Genomic DNA, 13,479 nt, shown 5'->3' with positions numbered 1-13,479 from the left:
GCTCAGCTCGCCAGGCCCCACTGGGCGAGGTTCCAGAACGGACCGCGCGCGGGGTCGATGGCCAGCGGGCCGCCGATCTTGTTGTTCCACAGCAGGATGTTGGGGATCACGTCGAGTGGCAGGAGGGCGGCGGAGTCGGCGAGAAGCTTGTCCGCCTGGCGGGAGACCTCGACGCGCCTGGCCTCGTCGAGTGACGACGCGGCCGTGTCGAGCACCTTGTCGAGGCCGGGCAGGTCGATACGTGACATGTTGAGCCCGGAGTAGCCGTTGTCTTCGGTGGGAACCGCGCTCGATGAGAAGGACGCTTCGAGCGAGGGCTGGGGGAAGGTGTCGACGAGGGTCCACAGGCCCATCTGGAAGTCGCCCTTGGGAAGCTTGCTCGCGAACAGGTCCGTGGCCGAGGTGTTGTCGATCTTCACCTCGAAGCCGGCGGCGCGCAGTTGCTCCTGCAGGATCTGCTCGGTCAGCTCGCGGCGCTTGTTACCGGTCATCGTGCTCACGGAGAACGTCGCCCGGTTTCCCGCCTTGGCCCAGATGCCGTCGGATCCCTTGGCCCATCCGTCGCCCCGCATCAGGGAGTCGACCTTGGCGAGGTCGGGGGTGTATCGGGCGAAGTCGGTGCCCCCGTAGCGGCCGACGAGCAGGGTGTGCGCGCTCTGGGCGGGTTCGTTGACGCCGAGCGCGCCGTACAGGCGGGTGACGACCGCTTTGCGGTCGATCGCGTGCGAGACGGCCTTGCGGAACGTCACGGAGTCGAAGGGCGCTTTGGCGTTGTTGAACCAGATCGCTTCAAGGTTGCCCGACTCGGGATCGACGATCGAGCTCGCGTTGGGCAGTCCGCTCTTGATCTGGTCGATCGAATCGAGCTGCGGCGTGGGGTAGAGCGCGTCGAGCTGGCCGGTCTTGAACGCCTGGAATGCCGCGGCGGTGTCCGCCGTGAACTGGAAGGTGACCTTGTCGAGCTTGGGCTTGTCGCCCCAGTAGTTCGCGTTCGGCACGAGGACGACCGAGACGCCCTTCGTCCAGGACTCGATCTTCCACGGGCCTCCGCTCCAGGTGTAGCCGTCCTTCATCAGGGCGCTGCGGTCCTTGCCCTTGAGCAGGTGGCTGGGGAGCAGGCCGCTGCCGTCGCTGAACAGGCCCTTCCAGCTCGCGTACGGAGCGTCGAACGTGACGACCGCCGTCTTGGGACCAGGTGTGTCGATCTTGGTGACGTGGCTGTACCCGGTCCGGTTCAGGACGTCCTTGCCGTCGCGGATCGCCAGTGCCGTATAGGCGAAGTCGTCGGACGTGATCGGCTCGCCGTCCGACCATACGGCCGCCGGGTTGATCCGGTAGGTGACCTTCTGCGGCGGCCCCGCGACGACCTCGGGTTCTGACGCCATGACGTTCGTGGCCGCCAGCCCCCACGTGCCGTCGACCTTTCTGGGCTCGAACACCCGTGGAATCGTCGGGATGTCCATGATCCAGGTGCCCCAGATCGAGGTGGCGCAGCTCGCGATCCAGTCGGTGCAGTCCGGTTCCTGCTCGGCGCCGATGACGATGCTTCCTCCCTGACGCACCGGCGCGGCCGTGGCGGGGCGGGCATCGGACTTCAGGGCCGTGCCGGTGCCTCCGCTCGTGCACGAGGCCGCGAGGAGGGCGAGGGCGGCGAGCCCAATTGCTCCGAGTCTGAACCTGGTGCTCATACTCTGACCTTTCTGGGGGTGATGAGAGGGAGAGTATTGGCAAGTCAGAAGCCAGGCAAGGGTATTAGGCATGTTTCTAGTCATTAGCGTTGACTATGCTTTAGTCCGGTACTCCGATCAGATGGTGCGACAATGCGTGCACCGGCGGTGGCTCATCGGTCGACGAGGGAGGCTTTGGTGGCATCAGCACGCCAGTCGAAGGAGAAGCGTTCCAAGGGGGAGGCGCGGCCACGGCGTGCGCGTGACAGCCTCAACCGGGAGGTGATCCTCGCGGCAGCCGAGAAGATCGCTTTGCGCGACGGCCTGGACGCGCTGACCTTCCAGGAGCTCGGAAGCGAGCTCGAGGCCCACCCGACCTCGCTGTACCGCCATTTCAAGGACAAGGACGAACTGCTTCTCGAACTGGTCGACAGCCTGAGAGCCCGCTCCTACGGCGGCACCGTCACGCCCACCGACGACTGGCGCGCCGACTTGCGCGACATCGCCCAGCGGGTACGCGAGCACTACCTCCGCTATGCGCCGTTCGCCCAGCAGATGGTCATGCGCACCACGCGACGGCCCACGGAATTCTCCAGCGTCGACTTCACCCTGGACGCTGTACGGCGGGCCGGAGTCGACGACGAGGAGGTGGCGCTCGTGCAGCGTGCGTTCGGCAGTTTCGTGCGTTCCGTGGCGAGCCTGGAGGCGGCCGTCCATGCGCTGGACCCAGAGGTGTGGCGCAGGGACGAGCTCGCCTGGCAGGTGGAGTACCGGCAGCTCGACGCTGACACGTACCCCGCTATTGCCCACTATGCTGACCGGCTCCCGAGCCTCGGCGGCCCGTCCGCCTTCGACGTCGGCCTGGAGATGATGCTCGACGCGATCGAGGTGCGCGCCGAACGGTCACGAGCGCGTCAGCGTGTCGATCAGAGCGGCGACGAGTCGCGCCCGGTCGGTGAGTGAGGCCAGGTCGACCCACTCGTGCTCCGCGTGGGCGCCGTCCCCCAGCGGGCCGAGGCCGTCGAGCGTGGGGATCCCCAGTGCGCCGGTGAAATTGGCGTCGGACGCTCCCCCCACCGCGACCTCTTGGGGATCGGGCAGTCCGAGGCGCGCCGCGGCCTTGCGGGCCGCCGCGTACAGTTCCCGGGAACTCGCGGGCTCCAGCGGCGGACGGTTGATCTCGCCGTCGACCCGGACCACCGCTCCCGGGACGGTCGGGACGAGCGCATGCATGCGCTCGTCAACGCGCGCCAACTCCGCCAGTTCCCAAGCGCGGACGTCCACGCGCAGGTGCGCCTGCGCGGGCACGGTGTTCGTGGCGGTGCCCGCGCGCGCGACCGTCGGGGTGACCGTCGTACCACGCTCGGGGTCGGCCAGCTCTGACACGGCCACTACCTGCGCGGCGAGTTCGAGCAGCGCGTTGACCCCGCGTTCCGGCTCCAGTCCCGCGTGGGCCGCCTTGCCGGTGATGTCGACGCTGTAGAACGAGCCGCCCTTGCGTGCCGTCTTGAGCGCTCCCGCCTGACTGGGCTCCAGCACGAGTACGGCGGCCGCCGCGCCGGCCAGTTCTTCGACCAGCGCCCGCGAGGTCGGCGAGCCGATCTCCTCGTCGCCGGTGATCAGGATGCCCACCGAGGCGGGATCACGGCACTCGGTGAGCGCGGCGAACGCCGTGACCAGCCCCGCCTTCATATCGAAGACGCCGGGACCATACGCGCGCCCGCCTTCGGCACGGAAGGGGCGGCGGGCGGTCGTGCCGAGTGGCCACACGGTGTCGGCGTGGCCAAGCAGTAGCACCCCGCCCTGGCCTGGCGCACGCCACAGCAGATGCGGCGTCCCGCTCACCGTGACGACCTCCGCCGGCCTGCCGAGCAGCGGCTCCCCCCAGGTACGCATCACGTCATAGCAGCGTTGCAGCCCTTCGGCGTGACCGGACGGGGACTCGGCGCTCACCAGGGCGGAAAGGCGTTGACACAACAGAGCACGATCCATGGCCAGAACCATAGTCATGTGCATTGACTATCTCAAGGGCTAGCTGCATGACCCATACATCCGGTCAGCCCATGCGTTACGGGGTGCTGGTCACATCGGGGTGCCCCCGGAAACGGGCTGCGGGTTGAGGTAAATGCTGGTCAGTGGCCTGCGAGTGCGACGCAGGCGGTAGATCTGCCGCAACCGCGGTGGCCTCGACCAGGCCCTCGCCGCTGTGTGGGACGGCAGCGTCTTCACGGTGACCTAGTTTCGAGCGGTTCGCCCGCAACATGGCCCTGGCGAAGAAGAACGGCAAGCTCAAGGGCAAGCAACCCAAACTGCCCCAACCCACCCGGGATCGGCTTCTTCGCCATCCTGACCTCCTCTCATTGTCGGCGAACTTCTGGAGCGAGCAGATCCAGGAGACGCGGCAACGCCTGAGCGTCACCCGCCAGAAGGCTGCCGTCCTCATGGAGAACATGCGCGTGTTGCGCGACCAGCTGCGAACGCTTGTCGGCGTACATGTACCGGTGCAGAGCCAGGTACGCCTGGACGTACACAGCGATGATCGGCGGTCTCGGGCAAGTCGAGGTCACGGACCGGGAGGGCATACCGCTCGACTTCACGATCCACGTGCCGAGGCCCCGACGCGCCGTTCGGCGGTGTCCGGCCCGTCGGCGGCCGGGGTCGTGCGCGAGGTCGCCGGCCAGGGGACCTGGTCAGCCGGGCAGTGGCACGCGATAAACCCGTTGTGACGTCGATGATCATCTCCCGATAATGGCCGGCATGGAGCAGATTGAGGTCGTCGTCGCCCATAGCGAGCGAGCGACCCTGCGCGTCGGTGATGTGTTCCTGAAGGTCGACGTCGATCAGACGCGCACGGATGTCGAGGTCGAGGCGATGGCCATGGTGCCGATCCCGACTCCGGAGGTGCTGTGGCGCAAGCCGCCCGTGCTCGCGCTCGCCGCCCTGCCCGGCACGGCGCTTGGCCAACTCGGTGAGCCGTCGACCGCGTCGTCGGCGGCGTGGGCCGCGGCGGGTGCCGCCGCACGGATGCTGCACGACGCGCCGCTGCCGCCCTGGCCCGGCCGGAGCCTCGACGAGATCGCATCGCGCCTCGACGGCGAATGCGAGTGGCTCGTCACGAACGGCGTCCTTCCCGCCGACCTGGTCACGCGCAACCGCCGGGTTGCCGAGGCTGCGCTCCGGCCGTGGACACCGGTGTTCATGCACGGCGACCTACAGGTCAGCCACGTGTTCGTCGACGGTGACGAGATCACCGGCGTGATCGACTGGTCCGAGGCGGCCCAGGGCGATGCCCTGTTCGACCTCGCCATCTTGACGCTCGGACACGAGGAGCACCTTGGCGACGTCGTCGCCGGCTACGGCACCGACGTCGACCTCGACGTGATCCGTGCGTGGTGGTCGTTGCGAAGCCTGCTGGCGATCCGCTGGCTGATCGAGAACGGCTTCGACCCGTCCTTGCCAGGCTGCGAGATCGACGTACTGCGAGCCCGGATGTGAGGCCGCACGGGCCCGACGACCACGAGTACGCGCCCGTGACCTGGCGTAGAGGTTGACGCGAAGACCGGCAGGCGGGTGATCAGCGGCGCGCCGTACCTCGGGCTCGCGATCCTTGTACGTCAATACGTACCTGTCTCTACAGCAGAACCCGTACGCCGACAACGCTGAAAGAACTGCAACACCGAGCGCAGTATCGCGCCGACGCCATCTGCCGGGAAAACCACGCATGCTCACGCCCAGGAGCACATACCCCCGGTTCGGCTGGCCGGACGCGACCATCGTGAGCGGTGACGCCGTGGACATCGTCGCCCGGCTCAAGGAGGAGTCGGACGTGCCGCTTCGCTCGCAGGCCAGCCTGTCGCTGAACCGGGCGTTGATGGCCGCTGGCCTTGTCGACCGCCTGCAAGTGACGATCTTCCCCGTTATCTCCGGACGGACCGGGATCAGCCCCATCCTCGTGGGGGCGGGCGACTTCGACCTCGAGCTGCTCGAGAGCCGGACACTCGACGGCCATATCCCGGAGCTCATCTACCGGCCCACCCTGCATGTCTGATCGGACCTCCGCCCGGGTCCGTGCCATGGGCCCCAAAGTAGAGCGTCGTCCCAGATCAGTGTCGGCGGACCCTCCGCCCGTACGCCGAAGTCTGGGATGAAGGGCACCTGCTTGGCCGGCAGGCAGATCGCATCCTCTGCCAATGCCTCCACGTCGCCTCGCACCACGGCCACGACACCAAGCGACCAGCTGTACCTGCGCCTGACCGAGGGCCTGCTTCGGATGCTGATCGGTGGCTGTCTCCGGTAGGGATGGTTTGTCGTACCCACCTGGCATGATCGCTTGCTCTGATCTAATGGGAGATACAGGCGATGATCAATGATGTCCGGAAGCGCGCCGTCCAACCTCTCGCATGACGAAAGGATCTAGTCCTGTGCCGACTCTGATACACCGCGCTTCCGCTCAGGTGTTTGTGGATGCGTCAACCATTGACCTGACCGGCGAAGACCTGGTGACGGAGTTTGAGCTGGACGTGACCGCGACGGGCCTGGTCGAAGCCGACCCCGATGGCGATGGCGCGCGCATCGTGTGCGGCCAGGAAATCGGCTACATCGGTGTCACCGCCGAGCTGTGGGACGAAGCCCCACAGCTGACCACCGACGGCTGGCAGGACGTCGCCGAGGTGTCCGTTGCCTGGCGATCTGCGTTCATGGACTTCGGGACGACGGACGTCAACGAGAACCCGGCCAAGCGGCTGGAACTGCCCGGCCCCGGGGATTACCGGCTGCGCGTCCATGGGCGCAACCGCGACGACGGCGACCCGCGAGACGATGGCGACCCCATTGAGGAGTACCTGATTCAGGTATGGCCCGCCCCACAGGACAAGCCCGTCGTGGTCAAGTCCACCAGCAAGACTGCGGCCATGTGGAGAACGCAGTGAGGTCTGCCTGTTGAGCAGCGTTGCGGCCTCCGTGCAGGCGGTCATGCCTGGTTGTGGGTGATCGATCAGCCCAGTTTCCAGGTTGGAGGTTGTTGCTGAACCCCGCAGCCGAGTAATTGATCCAGCTTCGCCGAAGCGTGAACGCAGTCTGGAGCCGCAGGAGGGGTAGGCATGGGGGCATTGGTTGCCTTCTCGCGCCATGCCGGTGGCGTGTCGCCCTCACGCGTGGCTGCTGGCCGCGGATCATGATGATGAGCATGAGGCCGCTCTCTCCGGTCTCTGCGTGCATGCGCGTTCGCCGCTGGTGTAGGTTGCAGGTGCTGGCGCTCCAGCCCCCGTACGCGGGGACTCTGGGCTGTCCCACCACGCGGGGACGACACACCACCCCAGGGTAGTGGCGATGACGACGAGCGATTATCCCCGTTCCATTGAGCTTGGCGCCAACGCGCGTCTGCGGATCTCAACCAGGCGGGGCCAGGCGTGGACGGCCAGCCGCCGGAGTGGGATGAGACATGCCGCACGACAACCGCGATCTCGGCCGCGAGGTCCGCGACCGCATCAAGCGTACGGGCGAGAAGTACCAAGAGGCCCTCACGGCCATTCGTGATGGCCGTCGCTTCATCTTCGCCGACGACGTGGAGCGATTCCTCGCGGGGGAGGGGCGGCGGGGTATCCCGCACGAGGAGGCCGAGGACAAAGAGTTCTTGCTCGCCGGCATGCACAACCGGGTATCCGAGTGCCACACCTGCGGAAACCCTGGTGACGCCGGCGCCGAGGACATCACCGTCCAACTCGTCGTCGCCAGCTACGACCCCGACCTCAGCCCAGCGACCAAGCTGCTCGAACTCCGCCGCAACCACGCCCGCTGCGCGCCGTCCAAGCTGCTATGGGTGAACCAGAGAGACCTCTCGTACGCGCCTGCTCATACAGCGATGTGTTTGCGCGACCAGTCTCTGTTGGAAGGCACGTTCGCCATCGCTCCCCGGCCGGTCATGCTGCCGCCCGATCTCGGCCTCGACCCGCATGGCGCTCCCGAACCGGCCCTGCTGATCGCCATCGAGGTGACCGAGGATCGCGGTCGTGGTGCGGCACGGTGGCTGTCGGAGTTGGAGCGGGTTTTCTGGCTCCCCGCCGGATTCGGCGAACGCTTCACGGAGGCAGCAGTCAAACCCGGCTGGTCGCTACGACTCGTGCGGGGGCATCAGAACAGCCTCGCTCCCAACTGGATAGCCATACGAGTCGCCGAACCGTTCAAGGAAGATGAGCCACCCGGCCACCTCTACCTGGGGCCGCTCGACATCTCCGCGGCTTGGGCTGAAGCCCTGCCGGCAGCGGGCACCCGCGGCAGCATCTTGACGCTCATCGGCCCCCGTGCCCTGAACACTGAGGTCCCGCCCATTCCGACGGAGCTCGAGCGGGGACAACTTGAAGAACTGCTGGAAGATGGAATGTTTTTGGGGGGCTACCTGCCCTTCATCCACGACGAGGTCAGCACCGGACAGGGGGCGCCGCTCTTGGACGCCTCCGGTCACGTCCACGGGCCTGACGGGCCGAAACGGGGGTGAACTTAACACCAGGGAGAGGCCAACCGTCGCCCTGCCGGGGGCGAGCCTGCCCTTCGCGGGCAGGTCGGCCGCCTGGTGCTGAATCTGGAAAGCCCTCAACCCGCTGGAGCCAGCCCGAGGTCACTCTCGGCGGCCCGTTCCTTCTCGACTGAGCCGCGTGGCGGCCCGCTGTTCAGGTGCGGTAGCGGCGGGTGGCGGTGCCAGGGCTGACATCCAGAACTGCGGCGATCTCGTCCCAGTTGGCACCGGCCGTTCGATCGACAGCGACGGCCGGTCTGCTGGGTGGGCGGGGCGAGGTCTTCCGCGTGCAGGTCGAGGGCCGGCTTCCCGGCGGCCTGGGGGAGGGGTTCGGCTTGGTCGCGCAGGTGGCGGCGCTGCTTGCGGGTGTCGTCTTGGCGTTAGCGGCGCTGGGTGAGCGGACGCCAGCGCCTGGCTCGAGCTCGGCAGAAGGCGGCCCGTCGGTAAGGATGGCCCCACCGGCCGCCATCTGAGATGACGCGTCCCGTCTCATTCGGGTCCGGTTCGGTGCGGGCGTTGAGGATGACCGCGGCCTCCTTCAGAGGCCTTCACGTGTGTGCCGCGGCTCCCGACGTCAAGGAGGCGGCATGGTGGTCGAGGAAGAGCCGGGCGATCAGGTCGCCGCGTGAACCGGTGCCCGACTTGGCGAAGATCGACTTCAGGTGGTCCTGCACGGTGTACGACGACACGTGCAGCCGGCCGGCGATCTGCTTGGTGGACAAGCCCTTGGCCACCAGCTCGGTGACCCGGCGCTCGCTGTCGGTGAAGCCGTAGGCATCGACCATCAGGGGCGCCATCTCGGCGGGGCGAGCGACTTCCAGCATCACCGCGACCTGCGGTTCCGGACCGTCATTCAGCAGCGAGCCTCGGACGATCAGCCACTGACCGGCCCGGGTGCGCGCTCGGGCCCTGGCCGGCCGGAGATCGGTCGGCACAGGTGCCGCACCCGTTGCCGGGCCGCAGAGGGAACGGGCCTGGCGGGCGACAGCGGAGATCACCAGCGGCAGCCGAGCGCCCGCTCTGTCACCGGTGCCCAGCTCGTCCAGCCACCGATCCGCTGCCTTGTTGGACATGCGCACGCCGTCATCGGCGTCGAGGATCAGCAGACCGACGTCGTCGTCACCGGCCTGTGCGCCACCGAGCAACAGGCCGCGCCGTAGTCCATCGGTGATCAGGGGGGCGATCGACGATGCGAACTCCACCTCGGCCAAGGAGAAGTACGGACGCTTCGCCTCCCGGAACACGGTCAGCTGCCCCCATGTCCCCGTGCTGCCGGCGAGCACCACCCGCAACTCATCGGAGAATCCCCCGGGGCGACGGATCTCCCGCTGGCGCAGGCTACGGTCGAGGTCACCGGCGGTGGCTTCGCTCAGACTGGCGGCCGGGCGGCCGGCATGGGCGAGCTGTACCCACGTGTTGAAGTCCGGCTCACGCACCTCGATCTCCACGAGCCGGAGCAGCTCTGCCGCGGGCAGGCCGTTCTCCACGAACTCGGCGGTCGGGAGCATGGTCGCCGGGTCGGTCGTCATCAGGCAGGTGCCTTCGGCGGGCACGGCCCGGGCCAAGGCATCGCCGACGGCCCGCGAGAACTCCGGCACGGACAACCCTCGGTGAGCCAGCCTGACGATTTCTTCGCGGACGCGCGCATGCGCCGCCGTCGCGTTGACCACGATCGGGATCTTATGACGATCGGCGGCATCATCCCAGAAATCTGGGATTCAACCCGGCTGGACGATCTCGCATGCTGGGCGCATATCAGTATTCGCCCGGGCAGGCCGGGCCGCACAAAGGGAGCTCCACGCCATGATCACCGTCGACAGTACCCTCGCCGCCGGCGCCTGGGTCGGCGATCCCGTTCATTCCGACATCTCGTTCAAGGTCCGCCACATGGGCGTCGGCAAGGTCAGGGGGGAGTTCGCGCTCGCCTCGGCGGCGCTGAGCGTCGGCGAGGGCGGCGGCCGGGTGACCGCCCTCATCGACCCCGCCTCGGTGCGCACCGGCAACGAACAGCGCGACCAGCACATCCGGTCGGCCGATTTCCTGGACGTGGAGAAGTACCCGCAGATCGAGTTCACCTCGACCGAGGTCCGCGGCTTCGACGGCGAGACCTTCATCCTGGTGGGCGAGTTGACCCTGCACGGTGTCACCAGGACCGTTGAGATGGAGGCCGAGTTCCTCGGCGTCGTCGACGACCCGTCCGGCGCGAAGCGGACCGGGTTCTCGGCGACCACCACCATCAGCCGTGCCGCGTTCGGCGTCGACATCCAGCTCGGCTTCGGCGCCGGCAACGTCGTGGTCGCCGACACCATCGAGATCGCCATCGAGATCGAGTTCACGACCACCGAATCGGACCCGCGGTGACTCTCGTGGCACCCCGTTGGACGTACTGAAAGGACCGGAAACGTGAGTAAGACTGTGCTGTACATGTCGATGTCGGTGGACGGGTTCATCGCCGGGCCGAACGCGGCGCCGGGCAACGGGCTCGGTGACAAAGGGCATCGGCTGCATGAGTGGTTTCTGCCGGATGCCGACGCCGATCACAGGAGAGACCTCGACCACCTGACGGGCGCGAACCGTGAGGTCATGGACGAGGTCATGGCCACCGGGGCGGTCGTCGTCGGCCGGCGGACGTTCGAGCTCGCCGACGGCTGGGGCGGCGACCACCACGATGGCGTGCCGATCTTCGTCCTGAGCCGCCATCAGCCCGATCCCGAGCTGCGATGGCCCGGGGTCACCTATGTGAGCGACGTAACGGCCGCGATGAACATGGCCAAGGACGTGGCAGGCGACAAGGACGTACTGGTCCACGGAGCCCGTACCGCTCAGCTGGCACTTGCCGCCGGCGTCCTCGACGAGCTGCAGATTCACCTGGTCCCGGTCCTGATCGGACAGGGTGAACCGCTCTTCGAGGACATGCCGCCCGACCACATCGAGCTCGAACTGCTCCGTGCCGCGGACGGGCAGGGCGTGGCGCACCTGCGCTACCGCGTGAGGACGGAGGGCTGAGGCGATGGCGCTCATCCGGCTGTACATGACCATGTCCCTGGACGGTTACGTCACCGGGCCGCAGGACAGCCCGGACACCCCGATGGGAATCGGCGGGTTCCGCCTTTTCAACTGGCTCGACCGGCGCAACGCCCCGGGACCCAGCGGACAGGTGTACGCCGAGGTGCTGGCCACCCGCGCCGTCATCGCCGGCCGCCGCACCTACGAGCACGCCGACCGCTGGCAGGGCGACCATCACGACGGCGTCCCCGTCTTCGTCCTGACCCACGACGTCCCGGACGACCCGCCGCCGGGCAGCGTCCGCTACGTCACCGACGTCCGCGAGTGCGCCGCACAGGCCCGCGCGGCGGCCGGGGACGGCGACGTGATGGTGCACGGTGCCGGGGCGGCGCAGGCGCTGCTGCGGGCAGGGCAGCTCGACGAGCTCGAACTACACGTCGTACCGGTGCTGCTCGGGCAGGGACGCCGGCTGTTCGACGACCTGCCGGCCGAGCACATCGAACTCGACCCGGTCCGCCGGTTGACCACGCCGCAGGTCGAGGAACTCACACAGCGCGTCACGCACCTGCGCTACCGCATCCGCCGCCCGTGACCCGCGAAGTCCCTCCCGATCAGAGCGCGGCCACCGACCGGCGGCCGGGCCTGACCACCCGAAGCCTGCAATTCCGGCACGTCCGGAACCGCCGCGCCAGCTGCCGACCCTCCCAATTGTCGGTGTCATCGAAGGTGTGGTAGCCGTAGGCGTCCCGGATCATCCACTTGCCGGAAGGTGTTCGCCGACAAGAAGTCCGGCAAGACCGCAGAGCGGCCCGAGCCGGCGGCCTGCCACGCGTTCCTGACCGAAGGCGACACCCTGGTCGTGCCCAGCCTGGACCGCTACGGCCGCTCCCTGGCCGACCTCATCACCATGGTCGGCGACCTCCGCAAGCGCGAGATCGGCTTCACCTCGCTGCACGAGAACCTCGACACCACCACCGCCGGCGGCCGTCTCATCTTCCACGTCTTCGCCGCCCTGGCCGAATTGGCGTGTAGCCACGGTAAGCGCAACTCGCGATCTTGGCTGACCGAGTCGAGGCAGGTCAACCCCTGGTTCGAGGGGCGACCAAGCTGCTGGTCCCGGCGATGGCTTCCGGGGTGGGTGACGAAGACGGGGCTCCGGGTGCGGCGTTTGAGCAGGCGAGGCAGCAGCCGGGCGGCGCCGGCGTCCCAGTAGACAGTCAGGTCCAGGTCCTCGATGTTGAGGGTGAGGATTTCCTCGGCCCGGGCGGCGGTCTCGTACAGGAGCCGGTACAGAGTTTTCTCCCGGACGCCGACGTCGCGGCGTGCGATGAGCCGGTCGATCGCGGCCTTGGCGCGGACGGGAGTCTGGCTGTCGGGGCGGCCAGCCGCTTGGCCCAGGCGGGCACGGCGGGTGTCGGTGTGACCGTGCTTGCGGCACGGCCCGCAGAGAGATTTGGAGCAGAGCGTTATCACGGCTGCGACCGCCGGACTCATTCCCGATCGTCCTGAGCGAAACCCGCACCCGAGCTGCGTCCCGGTCACCTGCTGTGACCTGGGACGACGCTTCTACTCTGGGGCTGGTAGCACGGACCCGAGCGGAGGGCCTACTGGGGTTTGAGCTGATGCCGCGCATCCGCAACTGGAGGGACCTGGCCTTCTGCTGGCTGCGGGTGGCGATCTCCATCCGGGACAACGCCATCTCCTCCACCTTCCTGCTGCGTCGGCTGCGCTCCGGTTCCCGAAAAACGCGCACTACGCCGCCTTCCGCGAGGTCGGGCGCGTGTCAGAACCGTGCAACTGCTGCGATACCTGTCGGACGCCCCGCTGCGCCGGCGGGTGACCGCGGCGACCGACAAGGTCGAGGCCCACAACGGCTTCGCCGAGCCGACAACGACCCCATTGAGCAGGAGAAGGCCATGAAGTTCAACTCGCTGCTCACCAACTGCGTGATCTTCCACCACACGCTTGACATCGCCGACGTCGTCCGGCAACTGCAGGCCGAAGGCTGGAAGATCGAGCCAGAAGACCTGGCCGAGGTTCCCCCTACCTGACCGAGCACATCATGCGCTTCGGCGAGTACTTCACCCACGAGCTCGGCATCACCCCGGAGGCGTATGAGCCTCGACTGGACATCGACTTCACCCGGCTGCATGACGTGCTGGCCGAGGCGGCCTGATCCCACGGATGTCCATCTAGATGATGCGGAGGGTGTGGGGGTGGGCGGTCAGGCGTCGGGGTCGACTTCGGGGTGCGTGAACCGCACGGGCTTGCCCAGCGACCGGGCGTAGGCGATTT

The 13,479-nt window shown here is 67.8% G+C and carries 13 protein-coding genes and 1 pseudogene; 11 read left to right on the top strand and 3 right to left on the bottom strand.

Features of this window, described 5'->3' with window-relative positions; all coding sequences use genetic code 11:
- Positions 1 to 2: 2 nt before the first annotated feature.
- Positions 3 to 1,688: an ABC transporter substrate-binding protein gene (locus ACIBI9_RS66275; protein ID WP_397239107.1), complete on the bottom strand. Its 1,686-nt coding sequence runs from the start codon at positions 1,686 to 1,688 to the stop codon at positions 3 to 5.
- A gap of 132 nt (positions 1,689 to 1,820) precedes the next feature.
- Between ACIBI9_RS66275 and ACIBI9_RS66270 the strand changes: the two genes are divergently transcribed.
- Positions 1,821 to 2,630, top strand: coding sequence for a TetR/AcrR family transcriptional regulator (locus tag ACIBI9_RS66270; RefSeq protein WP_397239105.1), 810 nt, complete (start codon positions 1,821 to 1,823; stop codon positions 2,628 to 2,630).
- On the opposite strand, the gene ACIBI9_RS66265 is transcribed toward ACIBI9_RS66270, so the two are convergent.
- A complete protein-coding gene (locus ACIBI9_RS66265) occupies positions 2,571 to 3,659 on the bottom strand; it encodes a M20 family metallopeptidase (RefSeq protein ID WP_397239103.1) in 1,089 nt (362 codons plus the stop codon). The genes ACIBI9_RS66270 and ACIBI9_RS66265 overlap by 60 nt on opposite strands.
- A gap of 269 nt (positions 3,660 to 3,928) precedes the next feature.
- Here ACIBI9_RS66265 and ACIBI9_RS66260 point away from each other — a divergent pair, with 269 nt between their 5' ends.
- The 5 genes from ACIBI9_RS66260 (at position 3,929) to ACIBI9_RS66240 (ending at position 8,160) form a co-directional block, all read left to right on the top strand.
- Positions 3,929 to 4,393, top strand: coding sequence for a hypothetical protein (locus tag ACIBI9_RS66260; RefSeq protein ID WP_397239101.1), 465 nt, complete (start codon positions 3,929 to 3,931; stop codon positions 4,391 to 4,393).
- A 31-nt stretch (positions 4,394 to 4,424) separates the two neighbouring features.
- Positions 4,425 to 5,162 (top strand): phosphotransferase family protein, encoded by a 738-nt coding sequence (locus ACIBI9_RS66255; RefSeq protein ID WP_397239099.1) that lies wholly within the window; start codon positions 4,425 to 4,427, stop codon positions 5,160 to 5,162.
- 295 nt (positions 5,163 to 5,457) lie between these two features.
- Entirely contained in the window at positions 5,458 to 5,715 is a 258-nt protein-coding gene (locus tag ACIBI9_RS66250; protein WP_397239097.1) for a dihydrofolate reductase family protein, read from the top strand.
- 373 nt (positions 5,716 to 6,088) lie between these two features.
- A complete protein-coding gene (locus ACIBI9_RS66245; protein WP_397239096.1) occupies positions 6,089 to 6,595 on the top strand; it encodes a hypothetical protein in 507 nt (168 codons plus the stop codon).
- 512 nt (positions 6,596 to 7,107) lie between these two features.
- Complete coding sequence (locus ACIBI9_RS66240) at positions 7,108 to 8,160, top strand: hypothetical protein (RefSeq protein ID WP_397239094.1); 1,053 nt, start codon at positions 7,108 to 7,110, stop codon at positions 8,158 to 8,160.
- A 566-nt stretch (positions 8,161 to 8,726) separates the two neighbouring features.
- Here the strand turns inward: ACIBI9_RS66240 and ACIBI9_RS66235 are convergent.
- Entirely contained in the window at positions 8,727 to 9,848 is a 1,122-nt protein-coding gene (locus tag ACIBI9_RS66235) for a LuxR C-terminal-related transcriptional regulator (RefSeq protein ID WP_397239092.1), read from the bottom strand.
- A 133-nt stretch (positions 9,849 to 9,981) separates the two neighbouring features.
- On the opposite strand from ACIBI9_RS66235, the gene ACIBI9_RS66230 reads away from it, so the two are divergent.
- The 5 genes and pseudogenes from ACIBI9_RS66230 to ACIBI9_RS66210 all read left to right on the top strand — a co-directional run bounded on the left by ACIBI9_RS66230 (position 9,982) and on the right by ACIBI9_RS66210 (position 13,235).
- The gene (locus tag ACIBI9_RS66230; protein WP_397239090.1) at positions 9,982 to 10,539 is read left to right on the top strand and encodes a YceI family protein; all 558 of its coding nucleotides are present in this window, start codon (positions 9,982 to 9,984) and stop codon (positions 10,537 to 10,539) included.
- Between the two features lie 42 nt (positions 10,540 to 10,581).
- Positions 10,582 to 11,184, top strand: a complete 603-nt coding sequence (locus ACIBI9_RS66225; RefSeq protein ID WP_397239088.1) for a dihydrofolate reductase family protein — start codon at positions 10,582 to 10,584, stop codon at positions 11,182 to 11,184.
- A gap of 4 nt (positions 11,185 to 11,188) precedes the next feature.
- On the top strand, positions 11,189 to 11,776 hold the full coding sequence (locus ACIBI9_RS66220; RefSeq protein ID WP_397239086.1) for a dihydrofolate reductase family protein: 588 nt from the start codon (positions 11,189 to 11,191) through the stop codon (positions 11,774 to 11,776).
- Positions 11,777 to 11,953: 177 nt separating this feature from the next.
- On the top strand, positions 11,954 to 12,397 hold the full coding sequence (locus tag ACIBI9_RS66215) for a recombinase family protein (protein ID WP_397239084.1): 444 nt from the start codon (positions 11,954 to 11,956) through the stop codon (positions 12,395 to 12,397).
- 578 nt (positions 12,398 to 12,975) lie between these two features.
- Positions 12,976 to 13,235 (top strand): annotated as a pseudogene (locus ACIBI9_RS66210) (Tn3 family transposase).
- Positions 13,236 to 13,479 lie beyond the last annotated feature (244 nt).

The sequence above is a fragment of the Nonomuraea sp. NPDC050451 genome (assembly GCF_044458585.1).
The sequence above is the reverse complement of the archived record's forward strand: the minus strand, read 5'-3'. Positions and strand labels throughout refer to the sequence as shown.

Bases quoted from the DNA above. Each gene is read 5' to 3' on its own strand.
- ACIBI9_RS66260 (WP_397239101.1), top strand. From the start codon at position 3,929: ATGGCCCTGGCGAAGAAGAACGGCAAGCTCAAGGGCAAGCAACCCAAA.
- ACIBI9_RS66230 (WP_397239090.1), top strand. From the start codon at position 9,982: ATGATCACCGTCGACAGTACCCTCGCCGCCGGCGCCTGGGTCGGCGAT.
- ACIBI9_RS66220 (WP_397239086.1), top strand. From the start codon at position 11,189: ATGGCGCTCATCCGGCTGTACATGACCATGTCCCTGGACGGTTACGTC.
- ACIBI9_RS66265 (WP_397239103.1), bottom strand. From the start codon at position 3,659: ATGGATCGTGCTCTGTTGTGTCAACGCCTTTCCGCCCTGGTGAGCGCC.
- ACIBI9_RS66270 (WP_397239105.1), top strand. From the start codon at position 1,821: ATGCGTGCACCGGCGGTGGCTCATCGGTCGACGAGGGAGGCTTTGGTG.
- ACIBI9_RS66255 (WP_397239099.1), top strand. From the start codon at position 4,425: ATGGAGCAGATTGAGGTCGTCGTCGCCCATAGCGAGCGAGCGACCCTG.
- ACIBI9_RS66240 (WP_397239094.1), top strand. From the start codon at position 7,108: ATGCCGCACGACAACCGCGATCTCGGCCGCGAGGTCCGCGACCGCATC.
- ACIBI9_RS66275 (WP_397239107.1), bottom strand. From the start codon at position 1,688: ATGAGCACCAGGTTCAGACTCGGAGCAATTGGGCTCGCCGCCCTCGCC.